This is a genomic window from Priestia iocasae, assembly GCF_016909075.1.
GTDB lineage: Bacteria > Bacillota > Bacilli > Bacillales > Bacillaceae_H > Priestia > Priestia iocasae.
In genome coordinates, this window is the sequence record NZ_JAFBFC010000001.1 from 615,813 (window position 1) to 636,204 (window position 20,392).

Genomic DNA, 20,392 nt, shown 5'->3' on the forward strand with positions numbered 1-20,392 from the left:
AATAGCTTACTTTCTTACACCCTTTCCGCCACATGGATAGGGTGTTTTTTAATAAATGGAGGGATTCATGTGAAGCATCTATTAACAGTTTCTGATTTAGATCAGCGTGAGCTTTTGCAAATTTTAGATGATGCAACAATGTATGAAAAGGGGCAAATGATTTGGAAGCCGTCAAACAGTATGTTTGTATCAAACTTGTTTTTTGAAGCAAGCACACGAACGAGATGTAGCTTTGAGATGGCACAACATAAGCTAGGGTTACAGATCATCCCTTTTGAAGTGATGACGTCAAGTGTACAAAAGGGTGAAACCTTATATGACACTATTGAGACGCTTGCAGCAATTGGGGTTCAATCAGTTGTTATTCGTCATCCAGAAGATGAGTACTATAAAAAACTTCAGCATGAAGTATCCATTCCAATTATCAATGCAGGAGATGGCTGTGGACAGCACCCTACACAATGTTTATTAGATTTAATGACCATTCGCCAAGAGTTTGGCAGCTTTAATGGACTTAACGTTGCAATCATTGGAGATTTACGACATAGCCGTGTAGCAAAATCAAATGCAGAAATGTTAACAAAGTTAGGAGCAAATGTTTATCTATCTGGCCCAAAAGAATGGCAAGATCATTCAAACATCTGTGGTCACTATGTAGAAATGGATGAGGCTATTGAGATAGCGGATGTTGTGATGTTGCTGCGCATTCAATTAGAAAGGCACAATGAAGCGCCTCACTCTTTAAACAATACGTATCATGAAAAATATGGGCTAACAATTGAACGCGAGAAGCGGATGAAAAAAGGCAGTATTATTATGCATCCAGCTCCAGTGAATAGAGGAGTAGAGATTGCAGATGAGCTCGTAGAATGCAACCGCTCAAGAATATTTAAACAAATGAAAAATGGTGTATTTGTTCGCATGGCCGTATTAGCACGCTCATTACAATCAGTAGAAAGGGGTATGACACATGACAACTATCATCAAAAATGGCACATGGCTAAATGAAGGAAAAATTGAAAAGGTCGAGATCAAAATTGAAGAGGGCATCATTACGAAAATAAGCGAAAGTATTGAAGTAAATGGTGAAGAAGTGATTGATGTAAAAGGAAAGTTTATTTCTCCTGGATTGGTTGACTTGCATGTGCACCTTCGAGAGCCGGGTGGGGAAAAGAAAGAAACGATTGAAACTGGAACACTCGCTGCAGCAAAAGGAGGATTTACGACGATTGCTGCCATGCCAAACACAAGGCCGGTTCCTGATTCAAAAGAACAGCTACAATGGCTAAACGAAAAGATTAACGAAACCGCACATGTTCGAGTGTTACCATACGCATCCATTACAACACGTCAGCTAGGCAAGGAACTAACAAACTTTGAAGAGTTAAAACAAGAAGGAGCGTTTGCTTATACGGATGATGGAGTAGGTGTTCAGTCAACTAGCATGATGTATGAAGCGATGAAAAAAGCTGCTTCATTGAATATGACCATTGTTGCTCATTGCGAAGATAACGAACTCATCAACAAAGGATGTGTACATGAAGGGGAGTTTTCAAAAAGAAACAATTTAAATGGCATTCCCTCCATTTGTGAAGCAGTTCAAATTGCACGAGATGTATTGTTAGCAGAAGCAGCAAACTGCCACTACCATGTATGCCACGTTAGTACAAAAGAATCTGTTCGAGTCATTCGAGATGCAAAAAAAGCGGGTATTCATGTCACGGCAGAAGTAACACCTCATCATTTATTACTTTGTGAAGATGACATTCCGGCTGTCGATGCTAATTATAAAATGAATCCACCTTTAAGAAGTTATGAAGATAAACAAGCATTAATTGAAGCTCTGTTAGACGGAACAATTGATTTTATCGCAACTGATCATGCGCCGCATACAGCGGAGGAAAAAGCAGAAGGAATGGAACTTGCACCATTTGGAATTGTAGGGCTGGAAACAGCATTTCCATTATTATATACACACTTCGTTCAAAAGGAGTTAATGACGCTAGAACAACTTGTTCACTTTATGACAACCAAACCGTCTACTACGTTTAGCTTGCCATATGGAACCATTGAAGTTGGGAAAGCAGCAGATTTAACAATCATTGATCTTAACGAAGAAGCAACAATTAATCCAGCAACATTCGCTTCAAAAGGAAAAAATACACCGTTTGGTGGATGGCTGTGTAAAGGGTGGCCAGTTATGACATTTGTTGAAGGAAAATGCGTATGGGAAAAGGAGAGAGTGGAAGCATGAAGAGTCAACTAATTTTAGAAGATGGTACAACATTTATTGGGCAACGCTTTGGTAGTGAAAAAGAAATGATTGGTGAAGTTGTATTTAATACGGGAATGACTGGTTACCAAGAGATTTTATCAGATCCATCATACTGTGGCCAAATTGTGACACTTACATATCCACTTATCGGAAACTATGGAATTAACCGAGATGACTTTGAATCAATTGAACCTTCTGTTCATGGTTTGATCGTGAAAGAAGTATGTGACATGCCATCTAACTTTAGAAGTGATTTAACAGTCGATGAGTTTTTAAAACAAAAAAATATTCCAGGTTTATCAGGAATTGATACACGAATGTTGACGAGAAAAATCCGCCAATATGGAACGTTACGAGGAAAGATTTGTGGAATGGATGTAGATGTAGAAGAAGTAGTCCGCTCTTTAAAGCAACATGAATTACCAACAGATTCTGTTCAAAAAGTATCAACTGTTCGCCCATATCCAAGTCCAGGAAGAGGTCAAAAAGTAGTGCTTGTTGATTTTGGTATGAAGCATGGGATTTTGCGTGAATTAACAAAGCGTAACTGCGATGTAATGGTTGTTCCATATAACATTACGGCAGACGAAATTCTCCAAATGAATCCAGATGGCATCATGCTGAGCAACGGACCTGGAGATCCAAAAGACGTACCTGAAGCAATTACAATGATTCAAAACATCGTTGGGAAAATACCGCTTTTCGGCATCTGCTTAGGACATCAATTATTTGCACTAGCATGTGGTGCTGACACAGAGAAAATGAAGTTTGGTCATCGAGGTTCAAATCACCCAGTAAAAGATCTTCAAACAAATAAAGTAGCGCTTACCTCTCAAAATCATGGTTATACCGTTTGTGGACCATCATTAGAAGGAACAAAGCTACAAGTTACGCACATTGCATTAAATGACGAGACGATTGAAGGGTTAAAACATACGGAGTATCCGGCTTTTACTGTTCAATATCACCCTGAAGCATCACCTGGACCAGAAGATGCAAATGGTCTTTTCGATCAGTTTATTGAGCTTATGAAACAACAACAGAAAGTGGGGAATTTCTAATGTCAAAACGTACAGATATCGAAACGATTTTAGTGATTGGTTCAGGTCCAATCGTCATTGGGCAAGCAGCAGAATTTGATTATGCAGGTACTCAAGCGTGCCTAGCTTTAAAAGAAGAAGGGTACAAAGTTATCCTTGTAAACTCAAATCCTGCCACAATTATGACAGATTCAGAGATTGCAGACAAAGTATACATTGAGCCGTTAACAGTTGAATTTGTAAGTTCAATCATTCGAAAAGAGCGCCCTGATGCACTCCTTCCAACTCTAGGTGGTCAAACAGGTCTTAACTTAGCAGTTGAGCTTGCAAAAGAAGGGATTCTAGACGAGGTTGGGGTTGAAATTTTAGGAACAAAATTATCAGCAATTGAACAAGCTGAAGATCGTGAGCTATTCCGTTCCTTAATGCATGAGTTAGGAGAGCCTGTACCGGCAAGTGAAATCATCCATAACTTAGAAGAAGCTCTTTCGTTTGTAAAGGTAGTTGGTTATCCAGTTATCGTGCGTCCAGCGTACACGCTTGGTGGAACAGGTGGTGGAATTTGCGACAATGAAAAAGAACTAGTAGAGATTGTAATGAGTGGATTAAAACAGAGTCCTGTTACACAATGTCTTCTTGAAAAAAGTATTGCAGGGTTTAAAGAAATTGAGTATGAAGTGATGCGTGATCGTAACGATAATGCCATCGTTGTATGTAACATGGAAAATTTCGATCCAGTAGGTATTCATACAGGAGATTCTATTGTAGTAGCTCCTAGTCAAACGTTAAGCGACAGAGAATATCAGCTTCTTCGTAACGCATCATTGAAAATCATTCGTGCATTACAAATTGAAGGAGGATGTAACGTTCAATTAGCGCTTGATCCAGAAAGTTTTCAGTACTATATCATTGAAGTAAATCCACGTGTAAGTCGCTCATCAGCACTTGCATCAAAAGCAACGGGTTATCCAATTGCTAAATTAGCAGCGAAGATAGCAGTCGGTTTAACATTAGATGAGATGATGAACCCTGTCACAGGAAAAACTTATGCTTGCTTTGAACCAGCGCTTGATTATATCGTAACAAAAATCCCACGCTGGCCATTTGACAAGTTTGAATCTGCAAATCGTAAATTAGGTACACAAATGAAGGCAACAGGTGAAGTAATGGCCATTGGTCGTACCTTTGAAGAGTCATTGCTAAAAGCTGTTCGTTCACTAGAGTCGAATATTTATCACCTAGAATTAAAAGATGGATCATCATTTGATCGTGCACTCATTGAAAAGCGAATCCGTAAAGCTGGAGATGAGCGACTATTTTATATCGCAGAAGCATTGCGCCGAGGAGTAACGATTGAAGATATTCATGAGTGGAGTAAAATCGACTTGTTCTTCTTAGTGAAGCTAGAAAAAATCATTGCCTTTGAGCAACGTATCAAAGAAAGTAAGTGGAACATAGAAGTACTAAAAGAAGCAAAAGAGTTAGGATTTGCTGATAGTGCTATCGCCAAGCTTTGGAACGAAACAGAGTTAGCGGTTTACAACTTTAGAAAAGACAATCAGCTCATGCCTGTATATAAAACGGTAGACACGTGTGCAGCAGAATTTGAATCGACAACTCCGTATTTCTATGGAACGTTTGAAACAGAGAACGAATCGATTGTAACAGAAAAACAAAGTGTACTTGTATTAGGTTCAGGACCAATTCGTATCGGGCAAGGTGTAGAGTTTGATTATGCAACGGTTCATTCTGTGTGGGCTATTAAAGAAGCAGGATATGAAGCTATTATTATTAACAACAATCCAGAAACGGTATCAACGGATTTTAGTATCTCTGACAAATTGTATTTTGAACCATTGACAATTGAAGATGTGATGCACGTGGTCGACTTAGAGAAGCCAATTGGTGTTGTTGTGCAGTTTGGTGGTCAAACGGCTATTAACCTAGCAGAGGAATTAGAAGCACGTGGTGTAAAAATTTTAGGAACATCGCTTGAAAGTTTGGATGCAGCAGAAGATCGTAAAAAATTTGAAGCAACCTTATCTCGATTACAAATACCACAACCGTTAGGTAAAACTGTTACAACGGTACAAGGTGCGATTGAAGTAGCAGAGGAAATCGGTTATCCAGTACTTGTTCGCCCATCTTATGTACTTGGTGGACGCGCAATGGAAATTGTCTATAAGCAAGAAGAGCTTCTTCATTACATGGAACACGCAGTAAAGGTACATGCAGATCATCCTGTTTTAATTGATCGCTATTTAACAGGAAAAGAAATTGAAGTGGATGCCATTTCAGATGGAGAAACGGTCTTAATTCCTGGAATTATGGAGCATGTAGAGAGAGCAGGCGTTCACTCAGGTGACTCAATTGCTGTGTATCCACCACAAACATTATCACAAGAAGTAAAGGATCAAATTGTTGATTACACAATTCGAATTGCAAAAGGCTTGAAAATTGTTGGCTTACTAAACATTCAATTCGTTCTATGTAAAGGTGAAGTATATGTGCTTGAAGTCAATCCACGTTCAAGTCGTACGGTTCCATTCTTAAGTAAAATTACACGTATTCCAATGGCAAATTTAGCAACGAAAGTGATCTTAGGAACAAGTCTAAAAGAACTTGACTACGAAACGGGTATTCATCCAGAAGAAGAAGGTGTGTATGTAAAGGTTCCTGTCTTCTCATTTGCTAAGTTAAGAAGAGTAGACATTACCTTAGGACCAGAAATGAAATCAACAGGTGAAGTAATGGGGCAAGATACAACCTATGAAAAAGCGTTATATAAAGGGCTAATTGCTTCGGGAATGTCGATTAAACCATATGGATCTGTGTTAATGACAGTGGCAAATAAAGATAAAGAAGAAGCCATTTCAATTGCGAAACGCTTTGCAGCAATTGGGTATCAAATTTTAGCCACAGAAGGAACGGCAGCAACATTTGAGCAAGAAGGTATTGCTGTAAAAGTAGTGAACAAAATCGATAGCGATGATAAAAACTTGCTAGATGTAATTCGAAAAGGTGAAGCACAGCTTGTCATTAACACCCTCACAAAAGGAAAGCAACCAGCAAGAGATGGATTCCGAATCCGTCGTGAAGCGGTAGAAAATGGTGTACCTTGTTTAACATCTTTAGATACAGCCATTGCCATCTTACGTGTGTTAGAAACAATTGGATTTCATACATCTCCAATGAGAAAAGCAATTTCAACGCGCGAGGTGGCGTATGTATGAGAAAAAATGAAATGATGGAAGTTGTTGAACAAAAACAATTAACTCATAACGTGTACGAATTAACACTAAAAGGGGAGCGCGTACGTGAGATGAACGAACCTGGTCAGTTTGTTCATCTCCGTATAAGCGATGATTATCTTCCAACATTACGAAGACCGATTAGTATCGCTTCGATTAATCCAGAAGAATATCAGTTTACGATGATTTATCGAGCAGAAGGAATGGGAACGAAACGATTAGCGGAAAAAACACCTGGTGAGTTTGTAGACGTATTAGGTCCACTTGGAAATGGATTTTCTGTTGATGAGCTAAAAGAAGGAGAAACAGCTCTACTTGTAGGCGGAGGCATTGGTGTGCCTCCTCTCTATGAACTATCTAAAAGGTTAAAAGAAAAAGGAATAAATGTCGTTCACGTACTAGGTTTTCAATCAGTAAAAGACGTATTTTATGAAGAAAAATTTAAAACTCTTGGTGAAACATTTATTGCAACAGTGGATGGAACATATGGAACAAAAGGCTTTGTCACAACGGTCATTGATCAATTCAGCCTTGAATATGACGCGCTGTTTTCATGTGGACCTACACCGATGTTAAAGGCACTTCAAGACACGTATACAGAAAAGCCTTTATTTATCTCTTTAGAAGAGAGAATGGGGTGTGGGATTGGTGCATGTTTTGCTTGTGTATGTCGAGTAGACGAAGTATCCAATGCATATAAAAAAGTTTGTACGGATGGTCCAGTGTTTGCAGCAGGGGAGGTTTTACTATGAGTCTACTAGAAGTTCAGTTGCCGGGACTTTCATTAAAAAATCCAATTATGCCAGCATCCGGGTGCTTTGGGTTTGGTAGAGAATATGCCAATTTGTATTCATTAGATGAATTAGGTGCAATTATGATTAAAGCAACAACGGCAGATTCTAGGTTTGGAAACCCAACTCCACGTGTAGCAGAAACATCTTCAGGAATGTTAAATGCAATAGGACTTCAAAATCCAGGGTTAAATAAAGTAATTGATGAAGAGTTAGCTTGGCTTCAGCAATATGATGTGCCAATTATTGCAAACGTAGCAGGAGCTTCCGTTGAAGAATATGTTCATGTTGCAGAGCAGATTTCACGTGTAGGTAATGTGAAAGCACTAGAGTTGAACATTTCATGTCCAAATGTCAAAGAAGGTGGAATTGCATTTGGTGTAGATCCAAGCATTGCAGCAAACTTAACGAGAAAAGTAAAAGAGGTATCAAGTGTTCCTGTCTATGTGAAATTATCACCTAATGTATCAAACATAGTCACGATGGCACAGGCCATTGAGCAAGCGGGTGCGGATGGATTGACCATGATAAACACGTTACTTGGCATGAGACTAGATCTTCGGACAGCTCAACCGATTTTAGCAAACGGTACAGGTGGCTTGTCGGGTCCAGCGATTAAGCCAGTTGCGATTCGTATGGTGTATGAGGTGAGTCAAAAAGTGAATATTCCAATCATTGGCATGGGCGGAGTGACTAATGCGGAAGACGTACTTGAATTTCTATATGCAGGAGCAAGCGCAGTTGCAGTAGGAACAGCTAACTTTGTTGATCCATATGTATGTCCAACAATTATTGAAGAGTTACCGTCATTATTACAATCCCATGGATTTGAGCATGTATCAGACTGTGTAGGAAGGAGCTGGAAGAGTCGTGAACAAGCCGCTTATCATTGCTCTTGACTTTTCAACGAAGCAAGAGGTTCAAACGTTTCTAAGTAAATTTGAACGTGAACGTTTATTTGTAAAGGTAGGAATGGAGTTGTTTTATAAAGAGGGGCCTTCTATCTTATCGTTCTTAAAAGAACACGAGCATCAAATTTTTTTAGATTTAAAGCTTCATGATATCCCAAATACAGTAAAGCAAGGAATGAAGTCACTTGCATCGTATGGTGTTGATCTTGTAAATGTTCATGCCCTAGGTGGCACACAAATGATGGAAGCTGCGATTGAAGGGTTAGATGCTGGAACACAAAGTGGAATGAAGCGTCCACATTGTATTGCGGTTACGCAGCTCACAAGTACATCAGATACGATGCTACATGAGGAGCAACTTGTGCTTCAACCGATGGAGAACGTTGTTACTCACTACGCATCTCTTGCCAAGAAAAGTGGGTTAGATGGGGTTGTATGTTCAACACATGAAGTTCCTCGTATTCGCAAAAAAATAGGCGATTCCTTCTTAACCGTCACACCAGGCATTCGATTAGAAACAGATAGTATGGATGATCAAATACGTGTAGCAACTCCAAAGGTTGCAAAAGAAAAGGGTTCAAGTGCAATTGTGGTTGGTCGATCCATCACGCGATCAGCGGAGCCATTAAAAGTATATAAAGACATGTTATTACAATGGAATGAGGAGGGTGTTACATCATGAATATAAAAAAAGAGATTGCAAAGCAGTTAATTGATATTAAGGCAGTTACCTTACAACCAAATGAGCCCTTCACATGGGCTTCAGGTATTAAGTCTCCTATTTATTGTGATAATCGATTAACACTTTCTTATCCGGAAGTACGTAAGGAAATTGCAAAAGGATTACAGCATTTAATTCGCACGTATTTTAATGAAGTGAACGTTATTGCAGGAACAGCAACGGCGGGTATTCCACATGCGGCATGGGTAAGCGAAGGCCTTGAACTGCCAATGTGTTATGTACGCAGTAAAGCAAAAGAACACGGCAGAGGGAATCAAATTGAAGGAAAAGTAGAAAAGGGCCAAAAGGTTGTCGTTGTTGAAGACTTAATTTCAACAGGTGGAAGTGTGATGACAGCTGTTGAAGCCCTTCAAGATGCAGGATGTGAGGTAGCTGGTGTTGTATCCATCTTTACATACGAACTAGAGGCAGCAACTGAATTATTTAAAAGAGAAAACGTTAAAGTGTTTTCGCTAAGTGACTATTCTACATTAATTGAGGTAGCGGTTGAAGAGAATGCTATTGAACAAAAAGAAATTGAAAAACTGTTGAAATGGCGAGCAAACCCTCGCTCTGAACAATGGATGAAAGAAGAAGTATAAAAAAAGCTAAATGAAATGGTGAAAACACTCCATTTCATTTAGCTCACTAAGACTCCTGCCTGTAAAGTCTAATCAAATAATCAGATCGTATGGCAGGGGAGCTTAGATGTTTATCTTCTTAATTGAAGCGTAAGCTCTTCGCTTGGTGTAACATAGACGGTTTGTTGGTTATCGTAGGTGACAAAGCCAGGTTTTGAACCAGTAGGCTTTTTGACGTGACGAATTTTAGTAAAATCGACCGGTACAGAGCTAGAATTTTGTGCTTTGCTGAAGTAGGCGGCAAGATTTGCTGCTTCAAGAATCGTTTCTTCAGACGGATTACTATCGCGAATAACGACGTGTGAACCTGGGATGTCTTTTGTATGAAGCCAAATGTCATCTCTTGCAGCAAGTCGATTTGTTAAATATTCATTTTGCTTATTATTTTTGCCCACTAATATCGCTGTCCCATCACTTGCTGTATATTGTTCTACGGTTGGTGTTTGCTTCTTTTGTTTCTTCGTTTGTTTTCCTTGCTTATTCTTCAAATAACCTTCTTCCATTAACTCTTCGCGAATTTCTGCAATATCTTTATGAGAAGCAGTTTCCATTTGTTGAATGAGCGTTTCGAAATAACGAATTTCTTCTTTTGCTTTCTCAATCTGATCAAGCACAAATGAAACCGAGTTTTTTGCTTTTTGATATTTGTTAAAATAGCTTTGTGCATTTAAAGAAGGTGTTTTTTGTGGATCTAACGGAATTGTTACTTTTCCACCTTCTTCATCATAATAATTAATGACTTCGATTTCAGCATCACCTTTTTGAATCATGTGCATATGTGCTGTTAATAATTCACCGTATAGTTGATACTTCGAAGCGTTCTCAGCATCGGTTAATGTTTTTTCAAGCTTTGTGATTTTCTTTTCATTCTTCTTTCTTTCGTTGCTCATGAATTGAAGAAGATCATTGGCCTGTTGTTTTACTCTGTCTCGTTCTGCTTTTCCATAATAGTAGCGATCTAGCAGTAGGCTAATACTAGGAAAGCTTTTTGTCTCACCGTCTAAGTGAGTGAGTGGGAGTATATAGAAGTACTCTTTAGTGCCAACAGTTGTAATAGAAGGCTGAAATTGATGATGTTGAATCTCCTTCATTACGTTTACAAATGCTGTTGGTAATGTCGAGCGATTAGCCAGTCCTGCTTGATGAACAATTTCTCTTGTTAAAAGCGGAGATAGTCCTTCAAACGATTGAACAAGTTGATCTGCTAGCTTTCCACCGTAGAAATCCATCTTTCGTAGTACCGTTTCTTCATCTGCTGTAAATGGATTTTCCTTTTCTTGACTTGGAGGCAATACATATGGATGACCAGGTAACAATGTACGGTGACGATTTAACGACATCGGGATGTGCTTAATACTATCAATAATCATATTTTTATCTTTATCAACTAAAATCACGTTACTATGGCGACCCATGATTTCAATGATGAGTTGTTTGGATGTGACATCTCCAATTTCATTACGCCCAATTGTTTCAATGACAATTACACGATCTAATCCAAGTTGATATACACTCTCAATAATATTTCCCTCTAAATGCTTGCGCAGTAGCATACAAAACATTGGTGGTTCAGCAGGGTTTTCATAGGATTCTGTTGTAAAGTGAGCACGTGCGTAGCTAGGGTGAGCCGAAATGAATAATTTGCGATTTTCTCCTTTAGTACGTACTTGTAACATTAACTCATTTGAAAACGGCTGATGAATCTTTGAAATACGTGCGCTTTCTAAACCTTCTTTTAATTCTTGTAATATGGCATATGTAAAAATTCCATCAAATGACATTTTGTTCACATCCTCAACTAAATAAATGGACCTTCATTGTTTAACATTTCAATCCTTCGTAAAAGTATAGCATTTTTTAGGACGAGTCTGAATAAGCATACGATATAAGCATCAATAAATTTAGAAACATTGAACTCATGTAAAAGGGTGTGAAGGGATGAAATGAAATGGTATGAATTAAGTGAGCGAGCAACGTTAGAAATGACAAAAACAGAAAAAGACACGGGGCTTACTGAACAAGATGTAGCAGCTCGACAAAAAGAGCACGGACTAAATGAGTTAGACGAAGGAGAAAAACAGTCTGCTCTTCTTTTATTTTTAGAACAATTTAAAGATTTTATGGTACTGGTCCTTTTAGCTGCTACATTAATTTCAGGTTTGCTCGGTGAATATATTGACGCAATTGCGATTATCGCCATTGTGATTATAAATGGTTGCTTAGGGTTTTATCAAGAAAGGCGCGCTGAAAAGTCACTACATGCATTAAAAGAATTATCTGCACCACAAGTGATGGCTATGCGAGGTGGAGAGTGGACAAAAGTTACATCGAAAGAGTTGGTGTTAGGAGATATTGTAAAGTTTACAAGTGGAGATCGCATTGGAGCAGATCTACGGATCATTGAGGCGAAAAGCTTAGAGATTGAAGAGTCTGCTTTAACAGGTGAGTCACTTCCTGTTGCCAAAACAACGATAGCTCTTAAAGGAGATGACATTCCACTCGGAGACCAAGAGAACATGGCGTTCATGGGAACCTTGGTAACAAGAGGAAGCGGAATTGGAGTTGTTGTCGGAACGGGTATGAACACGGCGATGGGACAGATTGCAAACTTACTTCAGAGTGCTGAGACGATGATTACACCTTTACAACGCAAGCTAGAGCAACTTGGGAAGATTCTTATTGTTGTTGCATTACTATTAACGTTGTTAGTCGTTGTTGTGGGTGTGATTCAAGGTCATGATCTCTACACGATGTTTTTAGCTGGAGTCTCGTTAGCTGTAGCGGCCATACCTGAAGGTTTGCCGGCAATTGTAACAGTTGCGCTTTCACTAGGTGTACAGCGCATGATTAAGCAAAGATCGATTGTTCGGAAGCTTCCGGCTGTTGAAACGCTAGGATGCGCATCGGTCATTTGTTCAGATAAAACAGGAACGATGACTCAAAATAAAATGACTGTTACACACCTTTGGGCAGGTGGCACAACATGGACTGTTTCAGGAACAGGCTATGAACCAAAAGGTGAGTTTTATATGGAGGATAAAAAGGTTCAGCCGGCCAACATTAAGCCACTTCAACAATTACTTCTATTTGGATTGCTTTGTAACCAAACGCAGCTTATTCGTAAAGAGGATGAGTATGTGATTGATGGAGATCCAACAGAAGCTGCGCTGTTAGTAGCAGCAATGAAGTCAGGATTAGATGATACAAGTGCGAAGACTCAATTTAAGCTTGTACAAGAATTTCCATTTGATTCAACTCGAAAGATGATGAGTGTTGTTGTAGAAGATTCATATAATAGAAGATACATCATTACAAAAGGAGCTCCGGATGTTCTTTTACTTAACAGCAAAGAAATTTTATGGGGCAATAAAAAGCAAGCCTTAACTGGAACTGCTACAACAGAAGTGAAAAGTGCAATTGATGGATTAGCGAGTCAAGCATTGCGGACAATTGCGATTGCATTTCGTGAACTTGCACCAAATGAACAGGTAAGAAACGAACAGGATGCAGAACGTAATCTTACTCTTCTAGGATTACAAGGCATGATTGATCCACCAAGACCAGAAGTAAAGCAAGCCGTAAAAGAATGTAACCAAGCTGGTATTAAAACAGTTATGATTACAGGTGATCATGTTATTACAGCAAAAGCCATCGCTTCTCAGCTAGGAATCTTAAAGCCAGGTGGTAAAGTACTAGATGGTTCGTCCTTATCAAAGATGACAACAGAAGAGTTAGAAGAAGTGGTAGATGACGTCTATGTTTATGCTCGTGTATCCCCAGAACATAAGCTTAAGATTGTAAAAGCACTTCAAGCAAGAGGACATATTGTAGCCATGACAGGAGATGGAGTGAATGATGCACCTGCCATCAAAGCAGCAGACATTGGGATTGCAATGGGGATTACAGGTACGGATGTTGCAAAAGAAGCTTCTTCCCTTGTTTTATTAGATGATAATTTTGCGACCATTAAATCTGCAATAAAAGAAGGACGCAATATCTATGAAAACATTCGCAAATTTATCCGTTACTTACTAGCGTCGAACGTAGGTGAAATTCTTGTTATGTTATTTGCAATGTTGTTGGCTTTACCTTTACCGTTAGTGCCTATTCAAATTCTATGGGTCAACCTAGTGACGGATGGACTGCCAGCCATGGCCCTTGGGTTAGATCAGCCAGAAGAGAACGTAATGAAGCGTAAGCCTCGACACCCTAAAGAAGGTGTATTTGCCAGAGGGTTAGGTTGGAAAGTAATTAGTAGAGGATTTTTAATTGGAGTTGTCACATTGGCTGCGTTTATGATTGTCTATGATGATACGCCAGCAAACTTAGAATATGCACAAACCATTGCATTTGCTACGCTAGTAATGGCGCAGCTTATCCATGTGTTTGATTGTCGAAGTGAAAAGTCAATTTTTGATCGCAATCCTTTTGAAAATTTATACTTAGTAGGGGCGGTTATTTCGTCTATTCTACTTATGCTTGTGGTCATTTATTATCCACCTTTACAGCCAATTTTCCATACGATGTCGATTGCACCAAGAGAATGGCTCATTATTTTAGGTTTAGCGAGTGTGCCAACGTTTTTGTTAGCCGGCTCGTTATTAACAAGAAAAAAATCCTAATTAAAAAGCTGAAAAAAGGATTGTAAGTTGTATAAATTTAGACCATATCAGTAAGTAGTGTAGCGGATTGCTTCATACCAAATCTCTTGTAGATGTTTGAAAACCATTATTCCTTTGTTTTATATAAACTGGACCGTTAATCAAACCCTTAGGTGTTCTTGATTTCTTATAGCGGTCCAGTTTGTTGTATGTATAATTATAGATTTTTTGATCTAACACTTTCTTTTAGATTGCTTTTTATGTAAGATGTACATAGTGGATGTGATAACGATGATAAATAGTATGACAGGTTTTGGCAGAGGAAAAGCAGAAAATCATCAATACACTGTAACAGTCGAAATGAAGTCTGTTAATCATCGCTTTTGTGAAGTGATGATCCGTATGCCAAGACAATTAATAGAAATAGAAGATAAAGTAAAAAAGCTCATACAAACATACATAAAAAGAGGCCGAATAGAAGTATTTGTCACGGTTTCTGGTGAAGGAATAGCTCAGAAGAAGCTTCAAACTGACTTTAACCTTCTTGATCAATACATTCAAGTCTTGCAAGAAGCGAAAGAAAAGTATAAGATTTCTGATGGTATAAAGTTGCAAGATATTCTTCATATGCCGGATGTTTTAACGACGAGTGAAGAAGAGACAGATCAAACCTCTACTTATGACCTCGTTCTTCAGGCTACTAAAAGGGCTGCTGAACAACTTGTTCAAATGAGACAATTAGAAGGTAACGACCTTTATGAAGATTTGATTTCTCATGTAAACAATATTAGTCGTTTGCGTGATCAGGTTGCTCTATTAGCACCTACTGTGGCAGAGCAATATGGTGAAAGAATTCAACGTAAACTTCAAGAGTATGTAAATGATGCGTTTGACGAGCAAAGAGTGTTAACAGAGGTTGCTATTTTTGCAGATAAAGCAGATATTAATGAAGAGTTAACTCGAATTCAAAGTCACCTCTCACAATTTAGAAAAGCTATGCATGAAGGAACACTTGTTGGTCGAAAGTTAGATTTTCTTGTACAAGAATTGAATCGGGAAATGAATACGATTGGCGCAAAAGCAAATAACAGTGAGATTGCTCAATGTGTAATTGAGATGAAAAGTGAACTTGAGCGAATTAAAGAACAGGTTCAAAACGTTGAATAACGAATCTAGTTCAACTCTATTAATGATTTATTATACATTAGAGGGTACAATAGGAGGCATATTGATTAATGAGCGGTAAATTAATTAATATAGGTTTTGGTAACTTTATTTCTTCTAACCGCATGATTTCTGTTGTTCATCCAGAATCTGCACCCATTAAGCGCATTGTGCAGGATGCTAAAGATAGAGGAACGTTGATTGATGCGACACTAGGGCGAAAAACACGATCTGTTATTATTATGGATAGTGACCATGTGGTGTTAGCACCTGTTCAACCAGAGACAGTGTCACAACGACTAACAAATAAAGAAGAATTATTAGAAGGGTAGGCAAATCAACTGATGAAAGAAAGAGGTTTACTAATTGTTCTGTCTGGGCCATCTGGCGTTGGAAAAGGAACGGTAAGAAAAGCGTTGTTTTCACAAGAAGATATCGAGTTGCATTATTCAATTTCGGCTACAACGAGAAGCCCACGTGAGGGCGAAGTGAATGGCGTAGATTATTTCTTCAAGAGTCATGAAGAATTTGAACATATGATTGAGCATAAAAAACTATTAGAGTGGGCGGAGTACGTAGGCAACTATTATGGTACACCAATTGATTATGTTGAACAGTCATTGTCAGAAGGAAGAGATGTCTTTTTAGAAATTGAAGTGCAAGGTGCTCTTCAGGTAAAAGAAGCGTTTCCAGAAGGATTGTTTATTTTCTTGGCTCCACCGAGTTTGACAGAATTAAAAAGTCGAATCATTGGTCGCGGGACGGAATCAGAAGATTTAATTAATAATCGTATGAAAGTAGCAAAAGAAGAAATTGAAATGATGGACGCTTATGACTACGTAGTAGAAAATGATCAAGTCGATCGTGCGTGTGATCGTATTAAGGCTATTGTTACGGCAGAACATTGTCGACGTGATCGTGTAGCAAGACGTTATAAAAGAATGCTGGAGGTAGAATAATTATGCTTTATCCATCTATTGATTCATTAATGCAAAAATTAGACTCGAAATATACACTTGTAACAGTGGCAGCTAAACGTGCTCGTCAATTACAAGTAAATGATAATTGTGAAATTACCAAGCCTGTTTCATATAAATTTGTAGGCAAAGCATTGGAAGAAATCAATGCAGAAGTGTTACACTATACAACATCTACAAAAGACAGCAATGATTCAGAAGAATTAGGCGAGTAAGGTACGAGAAAAATAACAACCTATCTAATAGGTTGTTATTTTTTTGAATTCATAAACATTTTACTTGACCATCATTTCAAGCTCATTCAAACTTTAAAGTAAAACTTGTGTAAATCAGATGCAACAAGGAATGGATGATGATTTCATACATACAGGATAGGGGATAGAAACATGAAGGGTAAACGTATTTTATTATGTGTAAGTGGAGGCATTGCCGTATATAAAGCGGCTGCATTAACAAGTAAACTAGTCCAAGCTGGAGCAGAAGTAAAAGTCATCATGACACAGTCTGCATGTGAGTTTGTTACACCATTAACATTTCAAGCGCTCTCTCGCAATCCTGTGTACACCGATACATTTGATGAAAAAAACCCAGCAGTCATTGCTCATATTGACTTAGCTGATTGGCCGGATCTTATTTTAGTAGCGCCGGCGACTGCAAATATGATTGGGAAGTTATCGAACGGTATTGCTGATGACATGATTTCAACAACGTTGCTTGCTGCTACTGCACCTGTGTGGATTGCTCCTGCGATGAATGTTCATATGTACGATCATCCTGCTGTAAAGAAAAATATGAGCACATTAGCTTCGTTTGGCTATCAATTTTTAGAACCAGGTGAAGGTTATTTAGCTTGTGGATATGTTGGGAAAGGCAGACTCGAAGAACCTGAAACGATAGTGAGTGTGTTAACTCACTATTTTACAAGTGAACGAGAGGCTAAACAGCTTTTAAAAGGTGTTAACATGCTAGTGACGGCTGGTCCAACGAAAGAGAAGATTGACCCTGTGAGATTTATGACAAATCGTTCAACTGGAAAAATGGGCTATTCAATTGCAGAAGAAGCAGCAAAGCAAGGGGCAAATGTAACGTTAGTAACAGGGCCGACGACCATTCCATATCCTTCAGGGGTAGAGATTGTTCAAGTTGATAGTGCACAAGAAATGTACGAAGCAGTCATGGCGAGATATAATACAACGGATGTTGTGGTGAAATCAGCTGCTGTTGCTGATTATCGACCTAAATATGTTCATGATCAAAAAATGAAAAAGAAGCCTGGTGAAGCGGTTATAGAGTTAGAGAGAACGCAAGATATTTTAAAAACATTGGGTGAACGAAAAGAACATCAATTACTCATTGGCTTTGCCGCAGAAACAGAGAAGGTAGATGAATATGCACAACGAAAGCTTCAAAAGAAAAATTTAGATATGATTGTTGCGAACAATGTAACAGAAGAAGGTGCTGGGTTTGGGGTGGATACAAACGTTGTTACCTTTTATAAACGAAATGGTGAGCAAAAGAAGTTACCACTTTTAACAAAGCATGAAGTAGCCAAGAATATATTACATGAAGTGAAAATGATGATGGAAGGGTTACGTGAATGAAAATAGCAAGTGTCATTGTGGACGTGGCGACGAAGCAAACAGACCGTTCGTTTGATTATGCTGTTCCTGATAAATGGCAAGGCATTATTCAACCAGGGATGAGAGTCATTGTACCTTTTGGTCCTCGAAAAGTACAAGGGTTTGTTATTGGATTAAAACAAGAAACGGATGTAAAACGACTTCGAGCAATAGACGAAATGTTAGATTTAACACCTGTTTTAACAAGTGAATTATTAGAGCTTGGTGAATGGCTTACAGAACGAACGCTATGTTTTGCTATTTCCGCTTTTCAAGCGATGTTACCAGCAGCAATGAAAGCGAAATATGATAAAGAAATTACGTTAGTAAACGACCAAGCTGTTGAAGCATTACATGAGAGTGTGCGTCCGTTTTTTGTGGGAAAGAACTGTGTGCGCTGGAGTGAAGTGGAGAAAACAAATGCAGCTTCGTTCTTTTATCGAGATATTCAAAAAGGATTGCTAGAAGTTGTCTATCTCGTGAAAAATCGTGGAAACAAAAAGGTAATGAAAGCTATTAAGCCAATTGCCTCAACAGAAGAATTAAAAAGTCAAATGGACGAGCTTTCTAAGCAAGCTGAAAAGCAAAAGAGGGTGTTATCTTTTTTTGTTCAACACCCAAGAGAAATTAGCTTAAAAGAACTAATGGATCAGCTTCAAATAACTCAAGCGCCCATTAAATCGTTAGTAGAGAAAAAACTTTTGAAAGAAACAGAGATTGAGGTCTATCGAAATCCCTATGATGATGCGTCTTTTGCACAATCAAAGCCGTTTACCTTAACCGATGAACAATCAAAAGCTATTTCCCCCATCTTAAATCATATTGAAGAAGATAAGCATAATGTGTTTCTCATGTATGGAGTAACAGGTAGTGGGAAGACCGAAGTATACTTGCAATCAATTGATAAGGTGTTACAAGCTGGTAAAGAAGCCATTATGCTTGTTCCTGAAATTTCATTAACACCACAGATGGTGAAGCGATTCAAAGGACGTTTTGGATCGAAAGTAGCGGTTCTTCATAGTGGCCTTTCGACAGGTGAAAAGTATGATGAGTGGCGTAAAATTCAAAGAAAAGAAGTATCAGTTGTAGTAGGTGCACGATCTGCGGTATTTGCTCCTTTTAAAAATCTAGGCATTATCATTATTGATGAAGAGCATGAAACAAGTTATAAACAAGAAGAAAACCCGCGCTATCATACTCGTGATGTAGCTATTTATCGAGGTGAGCATCATCAATGCCCGGTCATTCTTGGGAGTGCAACGCCAACGTTAGAATCCTTTGCCAGAGCGCAAAAGGGTGTGTATCAATTATTAACACTTTCAAAGCGGATGAACGATGCCGCATTACCCTCAGTTGATATTATTGATATGCGTGAGGAGTTGCGAAGTGGTAATCGATCCATGTTTTCGACTTTGCTTTTTGAAAAGATGCAAGATCGTCTACAAAAAGGAGAACAAATCGTCTTATTTCTTAATAAACGAGGGCACTCTTCTTTTGTGATGTGCCGAGACTGTGGCTTTGTTCACTCTTGTCCACACTGTGAAATCTCATTAACTTATCATCGCTATCAAAATATGTTAAAGTGTCACTACTGTGGCTTTGAGCAGTCGGTTCACACGGTTTGTCCAGAATGCAACAGCGATCATATTCGTTACTTTGGTACAGGTACTCAAAAAGTAGAAGAAGAGCTGACGAAAATGTTGCCAGAAGCGTCTGTTGTTCGTATGGATGTGGATACAACAAGTCGAAAAGGGGCACATGAGAGGTTGTTAAATAAGTTTGGCAATGGTGAGGCACAAATTTTATTAGGTACGCAAATGATTGCCAAAGGCCTCGATTTTCCCAATGTAACATTAGTGGGCGTATTATCGGCCGATACAATGCTTCATTTACCAGACTTTCGAGCAGCTGAAAAGACCTTTCAGTTGTTAACGCAAGTGAGCGGTCGAGCAGGACGGCATAAGCTCCCTGGAGAGGTTGTCATTCAAACCTATACTCCTGAACATTATAGTATTCAATTAGCTAGTCAGCATGATTATGATACGTTCTATGAGCAAGAGATGGTAACACGCAAGCTTCATCGTTATCCACCTTTTTATTACTTAGCGTTGCTGACGGTTTCACATGAAAATATTGCAAAAGTAGTATCGGTAACAGATAAAATTGGTCAGTATTTAAAACAACATTTATCAAATCAAACAATTGTATTGGGTCCGGTTACATCGCCAATCGCAAAGATAAAAGATAGATATCGCTATCAATGCATGATAAAATACAAGCTGGAACCGAGATTGATTCCTCTTTTAAAGTATATTTTGGAGCGGTATCAAGAGGAAGTTCAGCAGAATAACTTAACCATTACGATTGATTTACACCCTTATTCTATGATGTAAGTGTTAAT

16 protein-coding genes are annotated in these 20,392 nt (G+C 38.6%); 15 read left to right on the forward strand and 1 reads right to left on the reverse strand.

Annotation, left to right across the window (positions count from 1 at the left end):
- Positions 1-69 precede the first annotated feature (69 nt).
- Genes JOC83_RS03145 through pyrE form a run of 8 tightly spaced genes read left to right on the forward strand, consistent with a single transcriptional unit; the run spans position 70 to position 9,591 of the window.
- On the forward strand, positions 70-1,008 hold the full coding sequence (locus JOC83_RS03145; RefSeq protein ID WP_205183583.1) for an aspartate carbamoyltransferase catalytic subunit: 939 nt from the start codon (positions 70-72) through the stop codon (positions 1,006-1,008).
- Positions 971-2,254, forward strand: a complete 1,284-nt coding sequence (locus JOC83_RS03150) for a dihydroorotase (RefSeq protein WP_205183586.1) — start codon at positions 971-973, stop codon at positions 2,252-2,254. The genes JOC83_RS03145 and JOC83_RS03150 overlap by 38 nt, the downstream gene beginning before the upstream one ends.
- Positions 2,251-3,336, forward strand: coding sequence for a carbamoyl phosphate synthase small subunit (locus JOC83_RS03155; RefSeq protein ID WP_205183606.1), 1,086 nt, complete (start codon positions 2,251-2,253; stop codon positions 3,334-3,336). Before JOC83_RS03150 ends, JOC83_RS03155 begins: the two co-directional genes overlap by 4 nt.
- The gene (carB, locus tag JOC83_RS03160; RefSeq protein WP_205183615.1) at positions 3,336-6,548 is read left to right on the forward strand and encodes a carbamoyl-phosphate synthase large subunit; all 3,213 of its coding nucleotides are present in this window, start codon (positions 3,336-3,338) and stop codon (positions 6,546-6,548) included. Before JOC83_RS03155 ends, carB begins: the two co-directional genes overlap by 1 nt.
- Positions 6,545-7,318 carry a dihydroorotate dehydrogenase electron transfer subunit gene (locus JOC83_RS03165; RefSeq protein ID WP_205183617.1) on the forward strand — a complete coding sequence of 258 codons (774 nt, stop codon included), beginning with the start codon at positions 6,545-6,547 and terminating at the stop codon, positions 7,316-7,318. Before carB ends, JOC83_RS03165 begins: the two co-directional genes overlap by 4 nt.
- Positions 7,315-8,256 carry a dihydroorotate dehydrogenase gene (locus tag JOC83_RS03170; RefSeq protein WP_205183628.1) on the forward strand — a complete coding sequence of 314 codons (942 nt, stop codon included), beginning with the start codon at positions 7,315-7,317 and terminating at the stop codon, positions 8,254-8,256. The genes JOC83_RS03165 and JOC83_RS03170 overlap by 4 nt, the downstream gene beginning before the upstream one ends.
- Entirely contained in the window at positions 8,228-8,950 is a 723-nt protein-coding gene (gene pyrF / locus JOC83_RS03175) for an orotidine-5'-phosphate decarboxylase (RefSeq protein WP_205183631.1), read from the forward strand. Before JOC83_RS03170 ends, pyrF begins: the two co-directional genes overlap by 29 nt.
- A 2-nt stretch (positions 8,951-8,952) precedes the next feature.
- On the forward strand, positions 8,953-9,591 hold the full coding sequence (gene pyrE / locus JOC83_RS03180) for an orotate phosphoribosyltransferase (RefSeq protein WP_205184793.1): 639 nt from the start codon (positions 8,953-8,955) through the stop codon (positions 9,589-9,591).
- A 110-nt stretch (positions 9,592-9,701) separates the two neighbouring features.
- On the opposite strand, the gene JOC83_RS03185 is transcribed toward pyrE, so the two are convergent.
- Positions 9,702-11,411, reverse strand: a complete 1,710-nt coding sequence (locus JOC83_RS03185) for an Rqc2 family fibronectin-binding protein (protein WP_205183633.1) — start codon at positions 11,409-11,411, stop codon at positions 9,702-9,704.
- A gap of 162 nt (positions 11,412-11,573) precedes the next feature.
- Between JOC83_RS03185 and JOC83_RS03190 the strand changes: the two genes are divergently transcribed.
- From JOC83_RS03190 to priA, 7 genes are all read left to right on the forward strand, one after another.
- The gene (locus JOC83_RS03190) at positions 11,574-14,252 is read left to right on the forward strand and encodes a calcium-translocating P-type ATPase, SERCA-type (protein ID WP_205183635.1); all 2,679 of its coding nucleotides are present in this window, start codon (positions 11,574-11,576) and stop codon (positions 14,250-14,252) included.
- Positions 14,253-14,522: 270 nt separating this feature from the next.
- Complete coding sequence (locus JOC83_RS03195; protein ID WP_205183637.1) at positions 14,523-15,398, forward strand: YicC/YloC family endoribonuclease; 876 nt, start codon at positions 14,523-14,525, stop codon at positions 15,396-15,398.
- A gap of 68 nt (positions 15,399-15,466) precedes the next feature.
- Entirely contained in the window at positions 15,467-15,727 is a 261-nt protein-coding gene (locus JOC83_RS03200; RefSeq protein ID WP_205183639.1) for a DUF370 domain-containing protein, read from the forward strand.
- Positions 15,728-15,739: 12 nt separating this feature from the next.
- Positions 15,740-16,354 (forward strand): guanylate kinase, encoded by a 615-nt coding sequence (gene gmk / locus JOC83_RS03205; RefSeq protein WP_205183641.1) that lies wholly within the window; start codon positions 15,740-15,742, stop codon positions 16,352-16,354.
- A 2-nt stretch (positions 16,355-16,356) separates the two neighbouring features.
- Positions 16,357-16,587: a DNA-directed RNA polymerase subunit omega gene (rpoZ, locus tag JOC83_RS03210; protein ID WP_205183644.1), complete on the forward strand. Its 231-nt coding sequence runs from the start codon at positions 16,357-16,359 to the stop codon at positions 16,585-16,587.
- Between the two features lie 171 nt (positions 16,588-16,758).
- On the forward strand, positions 16,759-17,973 hold the full coding sequence (gene coaBC / locus JOC83_RS03215; RefSeq protein WP_205183647.1) for a bifunctional phosphopantothenoylcysteine decarboxylase/phosphopantothenate--cysteine ligase CoaBC: 1,215 nt from the start codon (positions 16,759-16,761) through the stop codon (positions 17,971-17,973).
- Positions 17,970-20,384, forward strand: a complete 2,415-nt coding sequence (gene priA, locus JOC83_RS03220; protein WP_205183650.1) for a primosomal protein N' — start codon at positions 17,970-17,972, stop codon at positions 20,382-20,384. The genes coaBC and priA overlap by 4 nt, the downstream gene beginning before the upstream one ends.
- The last annotated feature ends 8 nt before the right edge of the window (positions 20,385-20,392 follow it).